Below are 21913 nucleotides of genomic sequence, written 5' to 3'. Positions count from 1 at the left end.
CCCACGTCTACAGACTCGTATTCTGGGGATAACCGACCGCAGGGTTCGGACATCCTTCGTTCGTTGCCGTCTTCCCCGTCTTGGGGCCGTCCTTGGGAGGCGCCGTGCCGCTGTCTGAGCACGAGCAGCGCTTGCTCGACCAGATCGAGCAGGCCCTCTATGCCGAGGACCCGAAGTGGGCCAATACCGTCCGGATCAGTGACCCACGCAGCCATTACAAGCGCCGCCTGGTGAAGGCCTCCATCGGCTTCGCACTCGGCGTCGTCCTGCTGATGGTCGGCGTCGTGTCCACCGTCATCTGGCTCGGGGTCGCCGGCTTTGTGGTCATGCTCGCGACGTGTCTGTGGGGTCTGTCCAGCTGGAAACGCATGAACGGTTTCCACGGCGACAGCCGCTCCGCCACGTCCACGCAGGAGCAGGGGCCGGCCGCCCGCCGTGGGCGCCGTCCCGGCTTCATGGAGCGCATGGAGGAGCGCTGGCGCCGTCGCAACGACGAGCGCTAGCCGCCGCAGTGGTTTCACAGTAATAGTGCGAACACGGCGGGCCCGGGGCTGACACGCCCCGAGCCCGCTCGTTTGTTCCGGTATTACCGACGCGACCCGACCTGTGACTCCAGCACGTCGTCCATGGTCTCGGTCTCGCGTTCCTTGCGCGCCGGCCGCAGCCGGATGTTCTCCAGGCGGTCGAACCCGTCGAGCATGCGCTCGCCGAGGCCGCGCACCCGCAGCAGCGCCGACATGGGCGCCAGCACCGCCGCGATCCGCCGCCCGCGCGACACCGACGCCGCCAGGCTGCGCCTGACCGCCTTCAGGTCGTCGACCAGCGGCGTGACCTCGCCGGGCGTGCGGGCGTAGCGCAGCTTCTCCTCACTGGTGGCGATCTTGTTCAGCGCCTTGGCCGCCTCGGTGTCGAGGGGGTAGGCCGCCGCCAGCCGCCGGCCCAGCGCCCGGGGCGTCTCGCTGCCCGCCTTGGGCATGCCCAGGTCGACCAGCGTGTCGCAGAGCTCGGCCCAGGCGGCCTCCACGGCCGGGGCCGCGAAGGTGTTCTCCCGCTGGGGGGCCGGGGCCGCGGGCTCCTCGGCGACGGCCCAGACCGACCGTGGCTTCTCGGCGGGCTCGCCGCCGATCACCTCGCCGCCGCTCCAGCCGTCGTCGTCGTCCTTCGCCGGCTTCACGACCGGCACCTCGTCGTCGGGCACGGCGGCCGCCCGGTTGAGCACCCGCCGCCGCCAGAGCCAGAGCACCGCCCGCATCACCGCGGGGATCAGCGACAGCAGCAGCGCGACGACCACGCCGATGCCGACGTTCACCCACACCGACCGCTCCTCGGCCACCGGCAGGCCGGTCGGCCCGAGCTCCCGCTCGGCGTTGCCGATGCCGCGCGCCGGGTTGCTCGCCCCCGGAGAGGCGGCCGGGTCGCTCGACGGCCGCGCCGAGGCCCCCGTCGAGGGCTCGGCGGAGTCCGACTGCGGCAGCGTGTACGACGGCACCCGCGCCGTCGCCTGCCCGAACCCGCCCGCCGGGGTCGGCTCGAAGGTCAGCCATCCGGCGCCCTCGAAGTAGAGCTCCGGCCACGCGTGCGCGTCGTGGGTCCGGACCACCCACCGGCCCTCCGACTTGGTGCCGCCGGTGTAGCCGATCGACACCCGCGACGGGATGCCCAGCACCCGCGCCATCACCGCGAAGGCGCTGGCGAACTGCTCGCAGTAGCCCGACTTGCCGACCAGCAGGAAGTCGGTCAGCGCGTTGAGCCCCGACCCCTTCGTCTGCAGGTCGTAGGTGAACCCGCCGGTGCGGGTGAACCACTCCTGCAGCTTCACCGCCATCTGGTAATGGGTGGCCGTGCCCCGGGTGACGTCGTCGGCCAGCGCGACGACGGCGGGGTCGATGTCGGCGGGCAGCGTCAGGAAACGGCCCTGCACGTCGATCGGCGCCATCGGGGCGTTGTCCAGCATGTCGGGCGTGGGCCGCACGTCCTTGCCGACGACCTGGTATTCGAGCCCGGCCGCGTCGTCCTCGGTGGAGAACACCATGAGGGTGTTGCGGTCGGCTCGCCAGTCGCCGTCGGCGACGACCCGGGTGGCCGGGTAGGGGAGCGGCAGGAACCGCAGCTCCTCGATGTCGTCGCTGATCGTGATGGTCTGGTCGATCGGCGTCCCCGGCGTCATCGCAGACAGGCCCGGCGCGGGCGGCATGACGTTCTCGCTCACCCGGTCTTCGGGCCGCCCGCGCAGCGCGCTCGACTTGAACTGCTGCCCGTCGAACTCGTCGAGGGAGTAGATGCGCAGGTAGCGCGGCACGTCGTCCTTGGACGTGTAGCTCAGCACCGGCGCGTTCACCGGGTGCGACAACTGCCCGCTGAGCTTGGCGATGGCGTCGGGGATGCCGACGTTGCGGCCGCCCGGCCCCAGGCCGTTGCCGACCCCGAACCCGAACGGCGGGTTGGGCGTCAGCGTGGGGATCAGCGCCGGGATGCCGATGGCCAGCGCCACGGCGGTGACCCCGATGCGCTTGCCCGACAGCACCAGCTTGCCCGCGTCGGGGGTGGTGGTGGTCGTGCGCGAACGGCGTACCAGCACGGCCCTGCCCCAGTGGGACACCCTCTCGCGCCCGTCGGAGACGAGCAGGCCGACGAACCCGAGCGCGCCGATGATGAACGCGGGCCAGGCGATCGGCTCGTTCAGCACCGCGGCCGGGACGGTGAACAGCCCGAGCAGCGGCAGGCCCGCCAGCGCCGCCCGGCGCACCCGCACCGCGAGCGCGTCGACGAGGATCGCGATGAACGCGACCCCGCCCGCGGTCAGCAGGCTGATGCCCCCGGTCGAGGGGACCGGCGCGGCGAACTTCTGGATCTCGTCCCAGCCCTCGGCCATCGTCTGGGCGATCCGGGCGGTGGAGTCGAAGTTGGGGATGAAGCCCCACCACGCCTCGTCGCGGGCGAAGGTGACCGTCATGAAGACGATGGCCGCCAGCGCCATGCCGACCGGCGCCGCGAACGCGGGCTGCGCGTACCGCGACACCAGCGCCGCCGCCAGCGTCGTGCACAGCAGGATGCCGAGCGTCGCCCAGAACCACGAGCCCTCGGAGAACAACGGATAAAGGGTGAGCGCGACGGCGCCGGTGGCCGCCCCCGAAGCGATCGGCAGTCGCATCACGCGGCACTCCTCTTGTACGCGGCGTCGGGCCAGATCGTGGCCAGCGACACCCCGGCGGGCAGCCGCAGCACCCGCCAGCCGCTCGCGGCCAGCACCGCCTGCGCCTGCTCGTGCTCGGGGGAGACCTCGCCCTCCGAGCCGCCCTCCCAGGTCGCGACGTCGAGCAGCACCGCGACGCCGGTCATGTGGCCGTGCCGCAGCCGCGCCAGCGACTGCGCGTCGTCGAGGTCGAGCGCCCCGAGCACCGCCACGATCAGTCCTTCGCCGCCGCCCTGCCGCAACCCGGCGATGCCGTTGGACAGCGAGCGGGCCTGGCTGTTGCGCACCACGGCGAGCGTGTCGAGCAGCGAGGCCTGCACGCCGCCCTCCATGAGCTGCTGCGGCCCCTGGTCGGTGACCAGCCGCAGGCCGAGCCCCTCGTGCGAGAGGTGCACGCCGATGGAGGCCGCCGCCGAGACCGCGACCTCGAACGAGGAACGCGGGCCCTCGCCCCGGTGGGCCGGCCGCCGGGTGTCGAGCAGGAGCGCGCCGCGGCTCTGCCACTGCTGCTCCTCGCGCCGCACCATCAGCTCGCCGTAGCGCGCGGTCGAGCGCCAGTGAACCCGGCGCAGGTCGTCGCCCTGCCGGTAGTCGCGCGGCGCGACGTCGTCGTCGCCGGCCGCCGCCACCGAGCGGGTCCGGCTGTCGCCGCCGCCCGCCCACTCGCCCGACAGGCGCACGTACGGCAGCGGGATGACCTGCGGGGTGACCACGAGGGTGTCGGTCGCGGTGAACGTGCGGGCCAGCTCGACCAGCCCGAACGGGTCGGTGATGCGCACCGACAGCGGCCCGATGGAGTAGCGCCCGCGCAGGTCTGACCGCACCTTGTAGTCGATCTCGCGGATCCCCTTGGCCTCCACCCGGTCGAGCACGAACCGGGGGCGGGTGCCGAGGGCGTACTGCAGCGTGTCCTCGATGAGGAGCAGGCCGGTGGGCAGCCGGGTCACGTTCTCCAGCCGCAGGGTGACCGTGCTGTCGTTGCCGGCCTCGACCCGGGAGGGGTCGAGGCGGCGGGCGCAGCTCAGCCGGTAACGGGTCCGCGCCACGACCATGACGGCCAGCAGCGGCAGCGCGACGATCAGGATCGCCACCCGGATGAGGTCGTGCTCCCCGAGCAGGAACGCGCACACCAGGGCGGCGATCCCGGACGCGAGGAACGACCTGCCCCGGGCGGTGAGCGCCCTGAGTCCGGTCATAAAGAGGTGTCCTACTTCGTGTCGGGCACCGGGATGCGGCGCACAAGCTCGGCGAGCGACTGCTCGGGCGTACGGCGCTGGCCCTGGGCCTCCATGCTGGGCAGCAGGCGGTGGGCCAGGACCGGCCCGGCGAGGTCCTGGAGGTCGTCGGGGATCACGTAGTCACGGCCGGAGAGCGCGGCGTGCGCGCGGGCCGCCCTGACCAGCTGCAGGGTGGCGCGCGGGGAGGCGCCGAGCCGCAGGTCGGGGGTCTGGCGGGTGGCGGTGACCAGGTCGATGGCGTACTTCTTCACGGTCTGGGAGACGTAGACCGCGCGGACCGCCTCGATCAGCGCCTTCACCTCGGCGGTGGTGGCGACCGGCTCCAGCTTGTCGAGCGGCTGCGAGGCGCCGTGCACGTCGAGCATCTCGAGCTCGGCGAGCGGCTCGGGGTAGCCCATGGCGATCTTCGCGGTGAACCGGTCGCGCTGCGCCTCGGGGAGGGGATAGGTGCCCTCCATCTCGATGGGGTTCTGGGTCGCGATGACCATGAACGGCGCGTCGAGCCGGTGGGTGAGGCCGTCGACCGTCACCTGCCGCTCCTCCATGCACTCCAGGAGGGCCGACTGGGTCTTCGGCGAGGCCCGGTTGATCTCGTCGCCGACGACGATGTTGGCGAACACCGGACCGGGCTTGAACTCGAACTCCCGCGTCTGCTGGTTGTAGGCGCTCACACCGGTGATGTCGGAGGGCAGGAGGTCGGGGGTGAACTGCACGCGGCGCATCGGGCAGTCGATCGACTTCGCCAGCGCCTTGGCGAGCATCGTCTTTCCCACACCCGGTACGTCTTCGATGAGAAGGTGACCTTCGGCGAGCAATACGGTCAGCGTCAGCCGAACCACGTCGCTCTTGCCTTCGATGACGGATTCGATCGCGTCCCGGATCCGGTGCGCGGTGTCGACCAGCTCGTTGAGACTCTCCGAGCCGGTTTTGTCACCGACGCCGTGAGTTACTGCCACCGGGCCTCCAAGGGCGTGCCGTATTGCTGGGGGTTTGCCATTTGTTATCCATTGTGTGTACCGAGACTATGCCGCACATGGTTCTCCGGCGACTTTGTGCGGAAAGAAGCGTGAACTGCCCACAGTGTCGTGCTAAGCGGTGTCGATCGCGTGGTACGCCGGTCAGGATTCCGTGACACGCCGGGCGGGCGACTTGACCTCTCGGCGGCGCGCGACACGCCCGCGCCGCTCCGCCGCCCCACTTCACACCACCGCGTTTGACCTGCGAAAACGTCCGATAAACGAGATCGTCATACCGTTTGAATCAGTTGACGGTGGAGAGAAGTGGAGTATGGTGGAGCCCAATGGAGGACCGTGGCTGTAGGGCTTCGTGTTCCCCATGGCACGGGAGGTGGCGCCGGTGTTCCTCGGCACTCACCACCCGCGCCTCGATGACAAAGGACGGCTGTTCCTGCCGGCGAAGTATCGCGAGGAGCTGGCGGAGGGTCTTGTGATCACCAAAGGCCAGGAGCGCTGCCTCTACGTCTTCCCCGTAGAGGAGTTCCAGCGCATCACTGAGGCTTTGCGCACCGCGCCGGTGACCGCCAAGGCCGTCCGCGACTACAGCCGCGTCTTCTTCGCCAGTGCCTCCGATGAGACCCCCGACAAACAGGGGCGCGTCACCATCCCCTCCGGCCTGCGCCAGTACGCCGGGCTCGATCGTGACTGCGTGGTCATCGGCGCCAACACCCGGCTGGAGATCTGGGCCGCCCCGGCGTGGGAGGCCTATCTCGCCGACCAGGAGCAGGCATTCGCCGACCTGTCCGAGGAGGTGTTGCCAGGGATCCTGTGACCTTTCGAAATGACCCGTCGGTGACGTTCGGCGAGGTCTCCACCCGCCCGCCGGGTACCTGATGCACCTTCCCCGGTGTCAGGTGCCACGAGACGCGGTCCGCGGATGGGGACCTGGCCGGACGGGTCGGCTCTCCGCCATAGTTCTCGGCGGCAGTCGACCGAGGGTGGGGACTGTCTAGCCGACGGGGCGCCGCGCGACCGCGAGCCCAGAAGCGGCATTTATCTATGGGGGTGTACGACGTATGACCGACCAGAACACCGGTGGGCACGTTCCGGTGCTGCTCGGCCGTGTGCTGGAGCTGCTGGCTCCCGCGCTCACCGGGCCGTCTCCGGTGGTCGTCGACGCCAACCTGGGCCTCGGGGGCCACGCCGAGGCGATCCTCGCCGCACATCCCAACGTGCACCTCATCGGCATCGACCGCGACCCGTTCGCCATCGACCACTCCACCGCCCGGCTGGCGCCCTACGCCGACCGCACCACCATCGTCCGCGCCGTCTCCAGCGAGCTGGAGGAGGTGCTCGCCGACAGCGGGCACCCCGTCATCCACGGCGCGCTCTTCGACCTCGGCGTCTCCTCGCCGCAGCTCGACGAGGCCGACCGCGGTTTCGCCTACTCCTACGACGCGCCCCTCGACATGCGCATGGACCGCGACCAGGAGCTGACCGCCGCCGACGTGGTGAACACCTACGAACCCCGCGACCTGGCCCGGGTGCTGCGCGACTTCGGCGAGGAACGCTTCGCCGCGCGCATCGCCGAGCGGGTCGCCAAGGAACGGGCCATCGAACCGATCACCTCCACCAAACGCCTCGCCGACCTCGTGCGCGAGGCGATCCCCGCCGCGACCCGCCGGACCGGCGGCAACCCGGCGAAACGAACCTTCCAGGCGTTGCGCATCGAAGTGAACGCTGAGCTGGCCGCCCTCGACGCGGCCCTGCCCGCTTCTCTCGATGCGCTTGCGGTGGGCGGGCGCGTGGTCGTGCTCTCCTACCACTCCTTGGAGGACCGGCTCACCAAGCAGGTCCTCGCGGCGCGAACCAGGGAAACCGGCCCTCCGGGGCTGCCGGTCCCGTTGGAGGCTCACCAGCCCCGGTTCCGTCACCTGACGAGGGGGGCCGAGCTCCCCGACGACGACGAGCTGGCCCGCAACCCGCGGGCCGCCTCGGCCCGGTTGCGGGCGGCAGAGAGGATCCGCCAGGGATGAGGCCAACGATGAGCCCACTGAAAGACCCGAAGACCGGCGCCAAGCCCGGCGCCAAGCCCGACGTCCGCCGTCGTCCGCGCGGCCCCGTCACCCACGCCCGCCCGGTGGAGCGGGCCGAGGTCCCGGTCGCGCGGCGCGCGCCGCAACCGCCGTCCGAACGGCGGCGCCCGCCGAGGGCGCCCTTCGTCATGCTCGTCGTCGGCCTGCTCGGCGGCGGTCTGGTCAGTCTGCTCCTGCTCAACACGGTGCTGGCGCAGGACTCGTTCAAGCACAACGAGCTGCGCCGCGTGAACGAGCAGCTGCGCCAGCAGGCCGACGCCGAGAAGGGCCGCATCCGCGAAGCCCGCCAGCCCGACGCGGTCGCCAAGGGCGCCGTCCAGCACGGCGTCTCGCCCGACGAGTCGGCCCCGAAGTGGGTCGGCGGCGGTCACACGCCGTCGGCGCCGGGCGCCGAGCCCACCACGTCGGGCCAGACCGAGCCCGGCGGCGCGGCGGAGGCTTCGGAGACGGGGAGCAGCGAGCAGTGAGCAGTGGCGGCGGCCGCCCACCGTCCCCGGGCCGGCCGGGCAGCCCCGGCGACCGGGGCCCACGCGACGGCCGCCGCGCCTCCGGCTCGGGCTCCCACCCGGGCCGCGCCGACGGACCGGGCCGCCCCAGACGCCCCGACGACCCGAACCGCCCCCGAGAGGCCGACACCGAACCGGGCACCCCCAGAACGGGCCGCCCGGCCGACGACCACCCGGAGACGCCCAGGGAGGGCCGCCCGGCAGCGGGCGGCGCCCGCTTCCGCGACGCCCGGTCCGGCGACGGCGGCGCGCGTTCTCGCGACGCCCGGTCTGGTGACGGCGGCGCGCGCTCCCGCGACGGGCGCTCTGGTGAGAGCGGTGCGCGTTCTCGCGACGGCCGGTCTGGTGACGGTGGCGCGCGCTCCCGCGACGGGCGGTCCGGTGAGGACGGTGCGCGCTCCCGCGAGAGCGGCCGGTCCGGTGAGAGTGGTGCGCGTTCCCGTGATGGGGTGCGCCTGCGTCCCGGTGACGGTGGCGCGGGTTCCCGTGACGGCGGGCGAGCCGGTGACAACGGGGCTCGCGCTCGCACCCGTGGGCCGGTCGGCGACGGTGGTGCGCGCTCGCGTGACGGCGAGCGCACCGGTGAGGATGGCCCGCGTTCCCGTGACGGCGGTTGGGCCGGTGAGAGCAGCACGCGTTCTCGCGCCCGAGGGTCGGCCGGTGACGGCGAGCGCGGAGACTCCGGCCTTCTTGGCGAGGGCCGGTTCCGCGATGGCGGTCGTTCCGGAGAGGGCCGGTCCCGCAGTGACGCGCGCCCGGCGGACGGGCGTCCCCGCCCGGGCAGGCGCGGTGGCGACGGCCCTTCCCGTGGCGATGGACCTTCCCGTGGCGGCGGTCGCTCCTCTGACGGGCCGCTTCGTGAGGGCACTCGGGGGCGGGACGGTGCCGGGAGGCCGCCGCGACCCGGGGACAGGCCCGTGCGGCCGGGGGAGCGGGTGGTTCGTGGGCGGGACGGCGACGTGCCGCCGCGCCGGGGGCCCGCCGGGCCCGGGGGGCCGCCTCGGCGGCCGGGGCCGCCGCCCAGGCCCGCCGTGTTGCGGCTGGGGAATCCCCGGCGGCGCATCAACCTCGCGTTGATGGCCATGGCGGTGGTGCTTTCGCTGTTCGCCGGGCGGCTGGTGCAGCTGCAGGGGCTGAACTCCAAGACGTTCCAGGCCAAGGCCGCCGACCAGCGGGTCACGCCCGAGGTCCTGCCGGCCAAGCGGGGGTCGATCACCGACGTCAACGGCAACGAGCTGGCCGTCACGGCCGACGCGCGGGAGATCTACCTCGACCCCAAGGAGGTCAAGGAGACCCAGCGGGAGCTGATCGCCACCACGCTCTCGGCGGAGCTGGGCAAGCCCAAGGACGGCATCGCCGCCAAGCTCGCCCAGGTCGACAAGCGCTACATGGTCGTCGCCCGCGACGTCGACCCGCTGGTCGCCCGCAAGATCATGGGCATGGGCTTCCGCGGGGTGGGCTCCAAGCCCACGTACCGGCGGCTCTACCCGGGCGGCACGCTGGCCGGCGGGCTGGTCGGGTTCGTCGGCGACGACGGGTTCGGGCTCGAAGGGCTGGAGCAGGCGTACAACAAGACGCTCGCGGGGCAGGACGGCCAGCAGAGCATCGAGATCGGCCGTGGTGGCGAGCGCATCCCGATGACGCGCAGCACCCGCCAGGCTCCGGTGCCGGGGCGCGACCTGCGGCTGACGATCGACCGGTACATCCAGTGGGCCGCCTACGAGGCGATCGCCAAGCAGGTCAAGGCGGTCGGGGCGCGCAGCGGCAGCGTCATCGTCATGGACATCAAGACCGGGCAGATCCTCGCCATGGCCAACGCGCCCGAGGTCGACCTGCGCGACTGGCAGGCGACCAGCGCCGAAGACCGCGGCAACAAGGCCGCCGCCGAGGTGTTCGAGCCGGGCTCCACCAACAAGGTCATCACGGCCGCCGCCGCGCTGGAGGCGGGCGTGGTCGCGCCGTCGACGCTGTTCACGGTGCCCGACAACATCCAGTGCGCCGACAAGGTGCTGCGCGACGCCCACCCGCACCCGACGGAGCAGATGACCTTCGCCCAGATCCTGGAGGAGTCGAGCAACGTCGGTACGATCATGGCGGGCACCAAGATCACCGACCAGCGGCTGCACAACATGTTCACCGCCTTCGGCTTCGGCGCGAAGAGTGGCGGCGGCATCCCGAGCGAGGAGGCCGGCCTGCTGCCCGACTGGCAGGACTGGAGCGGCTCCCAGCGCTGCACGATCATGTACGGCCAGGGCATCAGCGTCACCGCCCTCCAGATGGCCAGCGTCTACCAGACCATCGCCAACGGCGGCGTGCGGCTGACCCCCACGATCGTCGCCGGCAGCACCGACGAGAAGGGCCACCTGGTCCCGGCCGCCACCCCGAAGCAGACCCGGGTGATCAGCGAGCTGACCGCCCGCCAGCTCGCGAGCATGCTCGAGAAGGCGGTCGCCGGAGCCGACGGAACCGGCGGCGCGGCCGCCATCGACGGCTACCGGGTTGCGGGCAAAACCGGAACCGCCATGCGTTATGACCAGAAATGTGGCGGATACTGCGGTTATACGGCGACCTTCGTCGGCTTCACCCCCGCCGAAGCGCCCCGCCTGGTGGCCCTGGCCGTCATTCAGGACCCGAAAAAAGACCATTACGGCGGTACGATCGCCGCGCCCGTTTTCCAGGAAGTCATGACTTTTGCGTTGAAGACCAAGAAAATCCCGCCGACCGGGTCGACAAGCCTTCTCCGGTGACCGGGAACGATACGCTCTCGCCGTGAACGAGCCCGACCGCACCGCCCGACCTTCACCGGACCAGCAGATGCGCCCGTCGTCCAGTCCGCCGCGCCCGCTCTCGGGGCTCACGGCCCTGCTCGGCGTGCAGTCGGTCGCCGGTGCGGGGCGCGGCGTGGTCACCGGGGTCACGATCGACTCCCGCCGGGTCCGCCGGGGCGACCTCTACGTCGCCATTCAGGGCAAGACCGCTCACGGCGCCACCTTCAGCTCGGCCGCCATGGGCGCGGGCGCGAGCGCCATCCTGACCGACCACGAGGGCGCCGAGATGGCCGCCGAGACCGGCCTGCCGGTGTTCGTGCTGCCCGACCCGCGCGCGGTGCTCGGCCAGGTGGCCGCCTGGGTCTACGGCCAGCCGGCGACCGGCATCCCGGTCATCGGGGTCACCGGCACCAGCGGCAAGTCGACCTCGACGTTCCTGCTCGAAGCGGGGCTGCGTGCGGCCGGGCACCGCACCGGCCTGGTCGGCGGGGTCGAGATCCACGCGGGCGACGTCGTCGTCAAGCCCGAGCTGACCACCCCCGAGGCCAGCGACCTGCAGGGCCTGTTCGCGCTGATGCGCGAGCAGAAGGTGACCGCCGCGACGATGGAGGTCTCCAGCCACGCGCTGGCGCTGGGCCGGGTCGAGGGCCTGTTCTACGACGTCGCGATCTTCACCAACCTGTCGCAGGACCACCTCGACTTCCACAAGGACTTCGACGACTACTTCGCCGCCAAGGCCCGGCTGTTCACACCGGAGTTCTCGCGGCTGGGCGTCATCAACGTCGACGACCCCCACGGGCGCGAGCTGGCCGGGTTCGTGAAGATCCCGATCACCACGTTCTCGGCCGAGGGCGCGGCCGACGCCGAGTGGCGTGCGGCCGACGTCCGGCTCGGGGCCGACGGGAGCTCGTTCCGGGTCGTCGGGCCGGGCGGGGTCGAGGCCGACGTGACCGTCGGGCTGCCGGGTCCTTTCAACGTCGCCAACACCCTGGGCGCGCTCGTGGCGCTCGTGGAGTCGGGGGTGCCGCTGCAGACCGCCGTCCACGGGGTGAGCGGGTTCCGTGGCGTCCCGGGCCGGATGGAGCGGGTGCCGGGCGGAGACGGGTTCCAGGCGATCGTCGACTACGCCCACAAACCGGGCGCGGTCGAGTCGGTGCTGCGTGCGCTGCGCGAGGTCACCGACGGTACTCTGACGATCGTCCTGGGCTGCGGCGGCGACCGCGACAGCGGCAAGCGCGCCCTCATGGGCGAGGCCGCCGCGCGGCTGGCCGACGTGGCCGTGTTCACCAGTGACAACCCCCGCAGCGAAGACCCGCTCGCGATCATCGCCGCGATGCTCGACGGCGCGCTGGCCGTGCCGCGCGAAGACCGCGCCCGTGTGATCGTCGAGCCCGACCGCGCCGCCGCGATCGACCTGGCGATCTCCAGGGCCGGCCGGGGCGACGTGGTCGTCGTGGCCGGGAAGGGCCACGAGCAGGGGCAGTACTTCGCGGGCGAAGTCGTCCCCTTCGATGACCGTGACGTGGTCGCCGCCGCCATCAGCAGGAGGAACGCATGATCCCGTTGCCGCTGGGCCGGGTCGCAGAGATCACATCGGGCGCCCTCACGGGCCAGGCCGACCCGGGCGCCGTCGTGAGAGGCCCGGTGGTGATCGACTCGCGGGCCGCCGAGCCGGGGTCGCTGTTCGTCGCGATCAGGGGCGAGCGGGCCGACGGCCACGACTTCGCCGCCCAGGCCCTCGCCTCGGGCGCGGCCGCCGTGCTGGCCTCGCGGCCGGTCGACGGGCCGGCCGTCGTGGTCGACGACGTCGTGGCGGCGCTGGCGAAGCTGGCCAACGCCGTCGTCACGGACCTGCCGAAGGCGACCGTGGTCGGCGTGACCGGGTCGGCCGGCAAGACGTCGACCAAAGACCTGATGGCGCGGCTGGCGGCCAGGATCGGTCCAACGGTGGCGCCGGTGGGGTCGTACAACAACGAGATCGGGCACCCCCTCACGGTGCTCAAGGCCGATGAGGACACGCGGTTCCTGGTGCTGGAGCTTTCGGCGCGTAACGCCGGACATATCGCTTATCTGGCGGGAATCGCCCCGCCGTCCATCGGGGTCGTCCTCAACGTCGGCACGGCCCACCTCGGCGTGTTCGGCGGCAAGGAGGCCATCGCGCAGGCGAAGGGCGAGCTGCCCGAGGCGCTGCCCTCCTCGGGCGTCGCGGTGCTCAACCTCGACGACCCGCTGGTCGCCGCGATGAGCAAGCGCACCCGGGCGCGGGTCCTCTACTTCGGCCGCTCGCGCAGCGCCCACGTCCGCGCCTCCCACGAGAGCCTCGACGACCGCGGCCGCGCCCGCTTCACCCTGCACACCCCCGCGGGCGAGGCCGACGTGGCGCTGCGCCTCCACGGCGCCCACGCGGTCGAGAACGCCCTGGCCGCCGCGGCCGCCGCCCACGAGCTGGGGCTGTCGCCGGCCGCCATCGCCGAGGAGCTGTCGCTGGCCGAGCCGCGCAGCCGCTGGCGGATGGAGGTCACCGACCGCCCCGACGGCGTGACCGTGATCAACGACGCCTACAACGCCAACCCCGACTCGATGCGCGCCGCCTTCGCCGCGCTGCACGCCCTGGCCGGCCACCGCCGCAAGTACGCGGTCGTGGCCTCCCTGCGCGAACTCGGTGACGACGCCTCCGAGCTCAACGCGGGGGTCGGCCGCCTGGCCGCGGGAGCCGGTCTGGCGGCACTGGTGGTCGTGGGCGAGGACGCCGGGCAGATCATCGCCGGGGCCCCCGACGCGATCCACGCGCCCGACGTCGAGGCCGCCGTGGCCGAGCTCACCGGCCGCCTGGCGCCGGGTGACGTCGTGCTGATCAAGGGACCCCGGGCCGCCGGGCTGGAGAAGGTCGCCGAAGCCCTGTTGGGGGGTGACGCCCGGTGAGAGACATCATCGTCGCCGCGGCGGTCGCGCTCGTCGTCTCGATGTTCGGCACCCCCCTCGCGATCCGGCTGTTCGGACGGCGCGGCTACGGCCAGAACATCCGCGAGGAGGGCCCCCAGGGCCACTACGACAAGAAGGGCACGCCCACCATGGGCGGCACGGTGATCGTGATCGCCGCCCTCCTCGGCTACGCCGTCGCCCACCTGGCCACCATGTTGTCGGCCAACCCCTCACCCCCCACCGCCTCCGCGCTGCTCGTCCTCTTCCTCATGACGGGCCTGGGCGTGGTCGGCTTCCTCGACGACTTCATCAAGATCTACAAGCAGCGCAGCCTGGGCCTGCGGTCGGGCGCCAAGGCCCTCGGCCAGCTCCTCGTCGGCGTCGTCTTCGCGATCCTCGTGGTGCGTTTCCCCAACGCCTACGCGGTCACCCCCGCCGAGACCCGGTTGTCCTTCCTCCGCGACTTCGGCCCCTCGATCGGCCTCATCGGCTTCATCATCTGGGTCCTCATCATGATCGTCGGGTTCTCCAACGCGGTGAACCTGACCGACGGCCTCGACGGCCTCGCCTCCGGCGCGACCGGCGTGGTGCTGGCGTCGTACGTGCTCATCGGCAACTGGCAGCTGCGCAACAGCTGCACGACCGCGATCCTCGGGCCCAACTGCTACATCGTGCGCGACCCGCTCGACCTGGCCGTCGTGGCCGCCGCCGTGCTCGGCGCGCTGATCGGGTTCCTGTGGTGGAACGCCCCCCCGGCCAAGATCTTCATGGGCGACACCGGGTCGCTGGCCCTCGGCGGCGTGATCGCCGGTCTGGCCATCACCACCCGCACCCAGCTGCTCCTGCTGCTCCTGGCGGGCCTGACGGTCGTCATCACCTCCTCGGTGATCATCCAGGTCGGGTTCTTCAAGATGACCAGGAAACGCATCTTCCGGATGGCCCCCCTCCAGCACCACTTCGAGCTCAAGGGCTGGGCCGAGACCACGATCGTGGTCCGGTTCTGGCTGATCGCGATGTTGTGCGCGGCCGCCGGGCTCGGTCTCTTCTACGTGGAATGGATGCCCAAGACGTGAGCCGTGTCGTCGTCGCCGGGCTCGGCGTCTCGGGCACCGCCGCCGCGCGCGGCCTGGCCCTGGGCGGCGAGCGGGTCGTCGTGGTCGAGCAGTCCGACCGGCCGCTCCCGCCGGAGCTCGCCGACCTCGGGGTCGAGAAGGCCGACCGGCTGCCCGACAAGGTGGAGCTGGTCGTCACCTCGCCGGGCTGGCGGCCCGACCACCCGCTGCTGCTGGAGGCGGCGGCGGCCGGGATCGAGGTCATCGGCGAGGTCGAGCTGGCCTGGCGGCTGCGCCACGAGGGCGCCGCGCCGTGGCTGGCGCTCACCGGCACCAACGGCAAGACGACGGCCGTGCGCATGCTGACGTCCATCCTGGAGGCGGCGGGGGAGCGGCCGCTCGCGGTCGGCAACGTCGGCACCCCGATCGTCGACGCGGTGCTCGACCCCGGCGACAGCACCGTGCTGGCCGTGGAGTTGTCGAGCTTCCAGCTCCACTGGTCCTCCAGCGTCGCGCCGAAGGCCGCCGCGATCCTCAACGTCGCGCCCGACCACATCGACTGGCACGGCTCCTTCGAGGAGTACGCCGCCGCCAAGGCCCGCATCTTCGCGGGCGCCGGCGTGGTCGTGCACAACGCCGACGACCCCTGGTCGGCCCGGCTCGCCGAGCCCTACGACTCGGTCGGCTTCACCCTCCAGGTGCCCCGGCCGGGGGAGCTGGGCGTGGTGGAGGACCTGCTGGTCGACCGGGCGTTCTGCGACGACCCGCGCACCTCGGCGGTCGAGCTGGCCACGCTGGCCGACGTCAGGCCGTTCGCGCCGCACAACGTCGCCAACGCGCTGGCCGCCGCCGCGCTCGCCCGCGCCCACGGGGTGCCCGCCGAGGCGGTGCGCGCGGGGCTGACGGCGTTCACCCCCGACCCCCACCGGATCGCCCACGTGGCGACCGTCGCCGGGGTCGACTACGTCGACGACTCCAAGGCCACCAACCCCCACGCGGCGGGGGCGTCGCTGGCGGCGTACGGCTCGATCGTCTGGATCGCGGGCGGGCAGCTGAAGGGCGCCGACGTCGACGAGCTGGTCGCGCGGGCCGCGAAGCGGCTGCGCGGCGCGGTGCTGCTGGGCGCCGACAGGGCCAGGATCGCCGAGGCGCTCGCGCGACACGCGCCGGATGTTCCCGTCGTGGAGGTCGCCGGGGAAGACACTGGGGTCATGGACCGTGTCGTCACCGAAGCCGCCCGGCTCGCCTCCCCGGGTGACACCGTGCTGCTGGCCCCCGCCGGGGCGTCATTGGACATGTTCGCCAACTACGGCGCGCGGGGAGACGCCTTCGCGCGCGCCGTTCGCACCCTGGAACCGCGGTGACCGCCACCCAGGAGGCGGAGGAGACCCAGACCCGGTCGCGTCCGTCGTGGGCGGCGACCCAGCTCGGCGCCCTGCGCGAGCTGCTGAGCCGCCCGCTGACCTCCTACTACCTGATCCTCGGGTGCAGCGCCCTGCTGCTGGCCCTCGGCCTCATGATGGTGCTGTCGGCCTCGTCGATCGAGGCGCTGCAGATGATGGGCGACCCGTTCTACTGGTTCCTGAAGCAGTCGCTGTCGGTGGGTCTCGGCCTTCCCTTGATGTACGTCTGCTCGAAGCTCCCCCAGCGCTATTTCCGGCTGGCCGGATATCCGCTGATGGCGTTGTCCATCATCGGCCTGGTCATGACCATCTTCATCGGCTCCTCCGAGCTGGGCGCGCAGCGCTGGATCTACATCGGCAGCCTGACCATCCAGCCGTCCGAGCCGGCCAAGCTCGCCATGGTGATCTGGGGCGCCGACCTGCTCGCCCGCCGGGCCCGCAACGGCATGATCGAGTGGCGGCACCTGCTGGTCCCGCTGATGCCCGGCGTCGCCATCCTGGCCGTGCTGGTCATGCTCGGCCGCGACCTCGGCACCACGATCGTGCTGATGATCATCTTCCTGGCGCTGCTGTGGGTCGTCGGCGCGCCCGTACGGCTGTTCGCCGGCATCCTGTCGCTGCTGGCCATGGCCACCGTCTTCATGATCATTTCCGAGGGTTATCGGTCTGACCGGATCGAGGGCTGGCTGAACCCCTGGGGCAACGCGCAGGGGTCGGGCTACCAGGCCGCCCAGGGGCAGATCGCGATGGGGTCGGGCGGCTGGTTCGGGCTCGGCCTCGGGTCGTCGCGGCAGAAGTGGGACTGGCTGCCCCACGGCGAGAGCGACTTCATCTTCGCCATCCTCGGCGAGGAGCTCGGCCTGATGGGCACCCTCACCGTGCTCTGCCTGTTCGGCCTGCTCTGCTACGCCGGGCTGCGCATCGCCTCGCGGACCAAGGACCCGTTCATCCGGCTGACCGCCGCCGCCTGCACGGCCTGGATCGGCGGGCAGGCGATCGTGAACATCGGCGCGGTCATCGGCGCGCTGCCGATCACCGGCATCCCGCTGCCCCTGGTCTCCTACGGCGGATCGGCGCTGTTGCCGACGCTCGCCGCGCTTGGCATGTTGTTGTCGTTCGCCAAACGCGAGCCGGGGGCCGCCGAGGCCTTGGCCGCACGGGGCCCCGGCCCGGCCGCACGGGCTCTAAGCTGGCTTGGCCTCAAGACCTGACCGCCCTGGGCAGTTCGGTCCATAGCACGACTAGGGAGAGACATGAGGGTTGTCCTCGCCGGCGGCGGGACGGCCGGCCACATCGAGCCGGCGCTGGCGCTGGCCGACGCGCTTCGTCAGTTCGACCCGTCGATCGGCATCACCTGCCTCGGCACCGAACGCGGCCTGGAGACGCGGCTGGTCCCGGCCCGGGGTTACGAGCTCGCACTCGTGCCCGCGGTTCCGCTGCCCCGCGCGCTGACGCCTCAGCTCCTCACCGTGCCGGGGCGGCTCGCCGGGGCGATCAGCGCCGCGGGCAACATCCTGGAGCGGGTGGGGGCCGACATCCTGGTCGGCTTCGGCGGCTACGTCGCCACCCCCGGCTACCTCGGGGCGCGCCGCAAGGGCGTGCCGATCGTCGTCCACGAGGCCAACCCGCGTCCGGGCCTGGCCAACCGGCTGGGCGCCCGGCTGACCGACCACGTCTTCACCGGCCACCCCGACACGCCGCTGCCCAACGCGCAGTACGTCGGCATCCCGCTGCGCAAGGACGTCTCGACGCTCGACCGGTTCTCGCTCGGCGACAAGGCGCGGTCCTACTTCGGTCTCGAGAGCGACCGCCCGACGCTGCTGGTCTTCGGCGGCTCCCAGGGGGCCCGCTCGATCAACAACTCGGCCCTCAACGCCGAGCCCTACCTGCGCCGCGCCGGCATCCAGGTCATCCACGTGATCGGCCCGAAGAACACCGTCGAGGTCGAGCCCCCGCCGGGCGACCCCCAGTACGTCATCCTGCCCTACGTCGACCGCATGGACCTGGCGTACGCCGCCGCCGACCTGGTGCTGTGCCGCAGCGGCGCGATGACCACCGCCGAGCTGACCGCCGTCGGCCTGCCGGCCGCCTACGTGCCGCTGCCCCACGGCAACGGCGAGCAGCGCCTCAACGCCGAGCCGATCGTGCGGGCGGGCGGCGGCCTGATGGTCGACGACGCCGAACTCTCCCCCGACTGGATCATGCGCACCCTCGCGCCCCTGCTGCACGACCCCAACCGGATCGCCGCCATGTCGGAGGCCGCCGCCCGGATGGGACGCAAGGACGCCGACGTGACGCTCGCCCGCAAGGTTCTGGAGATCGCAGCCCGATGAGTCTGGTCAAACTGGTTGAGCCCATCCCCGCCGAGGAACTCGGGCGGGTCCACTTCATCGGGATCGGCGGGGCCGGCATGTCCGGCATCGCCCGCATCCTGCTCAAGCGCGGGGTGGCCGTGTCGGGCAGCGACGCCCGCAGCTCCGACCTGCTGACCGAGCTGCGCGAGCTGGGCGCGACCGTCCACGTCGGCCACGCCGCCTCGCACATCCGCGACGTCAACACCGTCGTGGTCTCCACCGCGATCCGCGACTCCAACCCCGAACTGGGGGAGGCGCTGCGGCAGAACGTGCGCATCATCCCGCGCGCCGCCGCGCTCGCGGCCGTCATGACCGGCAAGACCGGGGTCGCCGTCGCCGGCACCCACGGCAAGACGACCACGACCTCGATGCTCACCGTGGCGCTGCAGAAGTGCGGGGCCGACCCGTCCTACTGCGTCGGGGGGCAGCTCGTCACCACCGGCCTGGGCGCCGACGAGGGCACCGGACAGGCGTTCGTCGCCGAGGCCGACGAGAGCGACGGCTCGTTCCTGATGCTCGCCCCGCGCATCGCGGTGGTCACCAACGTCGAGCCCGACCACCTCGACAACTACGGCGAGCCGCAGGCCGTCTACGACAGCTTCGCCCGCTTCGTCGAGCGGATCGGCGAGACGATCGTGCTCTGCTCCGACGACCCGGGCGCGGCCGCGCTGGCCCCGATCGCCCGCGCCCAGGGCCTGAAGGTCGTCACCTATGGTGAGGGCGAGGAGGCCGACCTGCGCATCTGCGACGTGGTGCCGCGCGGCCTCGGCGTCGAGTTCACCCTGAAGGGCCACGGCGCGGTCCGCCTGTCGGTGCCCGGCCGTCACAACGCCCTCAACGCCACCGCCGTCATCGCCGTCGCCCTCGACCTGGGCCTGCCGTTCGACGAGGTCAGAGACGGCCTGGCCGCCTTCACCGGGGCCAAGCGGCGGTTCGAGTCCAAGGGCGAGGCCGACGGCGTCACCGTCTTCGACAGCTACGCCCACCACCCGACCGAGTTGGCCGCCGATTTGCGCGCCGCCCGCGACGTGGTGGCCGGGGCGGGCCGGGTCATCGCGGTCTTCCAGCCCCACCTCTACAGCCGCACCCGCTTCTTCGCCGACGAGTTCGGCGCCGCGCTCGGCCTGGCCGACGAGGCGATCGTCCTCGATGTGTACGGCGCCCGCGAGGACCCCGAGCCCGGGGTCTCCGGCGCGCTGGTGGCCGGCAAGGTCACGCTCCCGGCCGGCAACGTGGCCTACGCGCCCGACCGGGCGGCGGTCCCGGCGCTGGTCGCCGAGCGGGCCCGTCCCGGCGACATCGTGCTCACGATGGGCGCCGGCGACGTCACCGAGCTCGGCCCCCGCATCGTCGCGGAGCTGCGGTCCCGGTGACCCCTTCCGAAGCCCCGGTCGTCACCGAGAGGCCGCCCGCCGCCGAGCGGGCGGCCCGCAGGCGGCCGGGCATCTGGCGGTTCGCCACCGCCGCCCTGATCACCGGCGGCACGCTGGCGGTCTCGGGCTGGCTGGTGTTCCTGTCGCCCGTGCTGGGCGTCAAGGAGATCAAGGTGGAGGGCGTGCTGGGGCTGGCGACCGAGCAGATCGAGCAGGCCGCCGCGCTGCCCCTCGACACGCCGATGGCCATGGTCGACACCGAGGCGGTCCGCCAGCGGGTGGCTGCGGTGACCGAGGTCGAGTCGGCCAAGGTCGAGCGGGTCTGGCCGGGCACCGTCATCATCAAGATCCGCGAGCGCACCGCGCTGGCCTCGGTGCCGATGAACGGCAAGTCGGCCGTGGTCGACCGGTTCGGCGTGGTGCTCGACATCGTCGCGGTCGCCCCGCCCAAGCTGCCGGTGGTCCGGCTGCCGCACCTCGACCCGCAGGATCCGTCGGTGCGCGCCGCGCTGACCGTGCTGGGCGTGCTGCCCGACCATCTGCTGCGCAAGGTCCACGAGGTGCAGGCCAAGACGGCCGACTCGGTGACCCTGCTGCTCTCCGACGGCCGCACCGTCGTCTTCGGCGGGCCCGAGCGCGCGGCCGACAAGACCCGTATCCTTCTCGGGCTGCTGAACCAGCGGGCCGAGACCTTCGACGTGAGCTCTCCGGAAGTCGTCACCGTACGCTGAGGAGACGCGTTCACGACACGCCGGGCCGGTTGCGGCGCGGTGAGTTGACCCTGGCGGGGCGCAACCCTACTGTCCGTATCAATCCTCAGGTTGACATAACTCTAAATCTCAACTTGAGGGTGAGAGTTGGCTAGTGCGGGCACCCGCCCGTGACGGACATATGTAAGCGAGCGGAAAGGCCCCTCGTCGTGGCAGCACCGCAGAACTACCTCGCGGTCATCAAAGTCGTTGGAATCGGCGGCGGCGGAGTCAACGCCGTCAACCGGATGATCGAGGAGGGACTCAAGGGCGTCGAGTTCATCGCCATCAACACCGACGCCCAGGCGCTGCTGATGAGTGACGCCGACGTCAAGCTCGACGTCGGCCGGGAGCTCACCCGCGGCCTCGGCGCCGGCGCCAACCCCGAGGTGGGCCGCAAGGCGGCCGAAGACCACCGCGAGGAGATCGAAGAGGTCATCAAGGGCGCCGACATGGTGTTCGTGACCGCGGGCGAAGGCGGCGGCACCGGCACCGGCGGCGCGCCCGTCGTGGCCAACATCGCGCGCTCGCTCGGCGCGCTGACGATCGGCGTGGTCACTCGCCCCTTCTCCTTCGAGGGCAAGCGGCGGGCGATGCAGGCGGAGGCCGGAATAGAGAATCTCCGCGCCGAGGTCGACACCCTCATCGTCATCCCGAACGACCGGCTGCTGTCGATCAGCGACCGGCAGGTCAGCGTGCTCGACGCCTTCAAGGCGGCCGACCAGGTGCTGCTCTCGGGCGTCCAGGGCATCACCGACCTGATCACCACGCCGGGTCTGATCAACCTCGACTTCGCCGACGTGAAGTCGGTCATGTCGGGGGCGGGCTCGGCCCTCATGGGCATCGGCCACGCGCGCGGCGACGACCGTTCGGTCGCCGCCGCCGAGATGGCCGTCTCCAGCCCGCTGCTGGAGGCCAGCATCGACGGCGCCCACGGCGTGCTGCTGTCGATCGCGGGCGGCTCCGACCTGGGCCTGTTCGAGATCAACGAGGCCGCGCAACTGGTGTCCAACGCCGCCGCGCCCGACGCCAACATCATCTTCGGCACGGTCATCGACGACGCCCTCGGCGACGAGGTGCGCGTGACGGTCATCGCGGCCGGGTTCGACGAGCCCGAGCCGGTGCGCGCCCAGCCGGTGCCGCAGCAGACCTCGCGCCCGCAGCCCGCCGCCCCGGCCGCCGCCACCGGCCGTCCGGCCCAGACCCAGGCCGCCGCGCAGCCGGCGCGGGAGCGGCCGACGCTCTCGTCGTTCGTCGCGCCGCCGCCCAAGCCGAAGCCCGAGCCGCGTGCCGAGGCCCCGGC

General features: G+C 72.2%; 17 protein-coding genes. 14 read left to right on the top strand and 3 right to left on the bottom strand.

Translation table 11 applies throughout. From position 1 onward, the window contains the following. The first annotated feature begins 104 nt into the window (after positions 1 to 104). Positions 105 to 503: an SCO2097 family morphological protein gene (locus AW274_RS38285; RefSeq protein WP_062444060.1), complete on the top strand. Its 399-nt coding sequence runs from the start codon at positions 105 to 107 to the stop codon at positions 501 to 503. Between the two features lie 83 nt (positions 504 to 586). On the opposite strand, the gene AW274_RS38280 is transcribed toward AW274_RS38285, so the two are convergent. Genes AW274_RS38280 through AW274_RS38270 form a run of 3 tightly spaced genes read right to left on the bottom strand, consistent with a single transcriptional unit; the run spans position 587 to position 5387 of the window. After that, positions 587 to 3151 carry a transglutaminase TgpA family protein gene (locus AW274_RS38280; protein ID WP_062444057.1) on the bottom strand — a complete coding sequence of 855 codons (2565 nt, stop codon included), beginning with the start codon at positions 3149 to 3151 and terminating at the stop codon, positions 587 to 589. Continuing rightward, positions 3151 to 4389: a DUF58 domain-containing protein gene (locus tag AW274_RS38275; RefSeq protein WP_062444054.1), complete on the bottom strand. Its 1239-nt coding sequence runs from the start codon at positions 4387 to 4389 to the stop codon at positions 3151 to 3153. The genes AW274_RS38280 and AW274_RS38275 overlap by 1 nt, the downstream gene beginning before the upstream one ends. 11 nt (positions 4390 to 4400) lie before the next feature. After that, complete coding sequence (locus tag AW274_RS38270) at positions 4401 to 5387, bottom strand: AAA family ATPase (protein ID WP_062444050.1); 987 nt, start codon at positions 5385 to 5387, stop codon at positions 4401 to 4403. A gap of 400 nt (positions 5388 to 5787) precedes the next feature. Between AW274_RS38270 and mraZ the strand changes: the two genes are divergently transcribed. The 13 genes from mraZ to ftsZ all read left to right on the top strand — a co-directional run. Then, a complete protein-coding gene (gene mraZ / locus AW274_RS38265; protein WP_030450330.1) occupies positions 5788 to 6219 on the top strand; it encodes a division/cell wall cluster transcriptional repressor MraZ in 432 nt (143 codons plus the stop codon). A gap of 244 nt (positions 6220 to 6463) precedes the next feature. Further along, entirely contained in the window at positions 6464 to 7423 is a 960-nt protein-coding gene (gene rsmH / locus AW274_RS38260; RefSeq protein WP_062444046.1) for a 16S rRNA (cytosine(1402)-N(4))-methyltransferase RsmH, read from the top strand. 8 nt (positions 7424 to 7431) lie between these two features. Then, positions 7432 to 7950 (top strand): cell division protein FtsL, encoded by a 519-nt coding sequence (gene ftsL / locus AW274_RS38255; protein WP_062444044.1) that lies wholly within the window; start codon positions 7432 to 7434, stop codon positions 7948 to 7950. A gap of 1070 nt (positions 7951 to 9020) precedes the next feature. Continuing rightward, positions 9021 to 10736 (top strand): peptidoglycan D,D-transpeptidase FtsI family protein, encoded by a 1716-nt coding sequence (locus AW274_RS38250; protein ID WP_500786081.1) that lies wholly within the window; start codon positions 9021 to 9023, stop codon positions 10734 to 10736. Positions 10737 to 10803: 67 nt separating this feature from the next. Beyond that, positions 10804 to 12315 carry a UDP-N-acetylmuramoyl-L-alanyl-D-glutamate--2,6-diaminopimelate ligase gene (locus tag AW274_RS38245; RefSeq protein WP_062444190.1) on the top strand — a complete coding sequence of 504 codons (1512 nt, stop codon included), beginning with the start codon at positions 10804 to 10806 and terminating at the stop codon, positions 12313 to 12315. Next, entirely contained in the window at positions 12312 to 13679 is a 1368-nt protein-coding gene (locus tag AW274_RS38240) for a UDP-N-acetylmuramoyl-tripeptide--D-alanyl-D-alanine ligase (protein ID WP_062444041.1), read from the top strand. Before AW274_RS38245 ends, AW274_RS38240 begins: the two co-directional genes overlap by 4 nt. Then, positions 13676 to 14752 carry a phospho-N-acetylmuramoyl-pentapeptide-transferase gene (gene mraY, locus AW274_RS38235; protein ID WP_062444039.1) on the top strand — a complete coding sequence of 359 codons (1077 nt, stop codon included), beginning with the start codon at positions 13676 to 13678 and terminating at the stop codon, positions 14750 to 14752. Before AW274_RS38240 ends, mraY begins: the two co-directional genes overlap by 4 nt. Further along, entirely contained in the window at positions 14734 to 16095 is a 1362-nt protein-coding gene (murD, locus tag AW274_RS38230; protein ID WP_062444037.1) for a UDP-N-acetylmuramoyl-L-alanine--D-glutamate ligase, read from the top strand. The genes mraY and murD overlap by 19 nt, the downstream gene beginning before the upstream one ends. Beyond that, positions 16092 to 17345, top strand: coding sequence for a putative lipid II flippase FtsW (gene ftsW, locus AW274_RS38225; RefSeq protein ID WP_062342736.1), 1254 nt, complete (start codon positions 16092 to 16094; stop codon positions 17343 to 17345). The genes murD and ftsW overlap by 4 nt, the downstream gene beginning before the upstream one ends. A gap of 42 nt (positions 17346 to 17387) precedes the next feature. Continuing rightward, positions 17388 to 18467, top strand: a complete 1080-nt coding sequence (murG, locus tag AW274_RS38220) for an undecaprenyldiphospho-muramoylpentapeptide beta-N-acetylglucosaminyltransferase (protein ID WP_062444035.1) — start codon at positions 17388 to 17390, stop codon at positions 18465 to 18467. Further along, on the top strand, positions 18464 to 19861 hold the full coding sequence (gene murC, locus AW274_RS38215) for a UDP-N-acetylmuramate--L-alanine ligase (protein ID WP_062444031.1): 1398 nt from the start codon (positions 18464 to 18466) through the stop codon (positions 19859 to 19861). The genes murG and murC overlap by 4 nt, the downstream gene beginning before the upstream one ends. Then, complete coding sequence (locus tag AW274_RS38210; protein ID WP_062444028.1) at positions 19858 to 20592, top strand: cell division protein FtsQ/DivIB; 735 nt, start codon at positions 19858 to 19860, stop codon at positions 20590 to 20592. Before murC ends, AW274_RS38210 begins: the two co-directional genes overlap by 4 nt. Before the next feature lie 188 nt (positions 20593 to 20780). Beyond that, positions 20781 to 21913: cell division protein FtsZ (gene ftsZ, locus AW274_RS38205; RefSeq protein ID WP_062444025.1), on the top strand; the 1133-nt coding region annotated here is incomplete at its 3' end.

The sequence above is a fragment of the Herbidospora daliensis genome, from assembly GCF_001570585.1.
Classification (GTDB): Bacteria; Actinomycetota; Actinomycetes; order Streptosporangiales; family Streptosporangiaceae; genus Herbidospora; species Herbidospora daliensis.
Note: the sequence above shows the minus strand (reverse complement) of the source record. Positions and strands in the feature narration are given on the sequence as shown.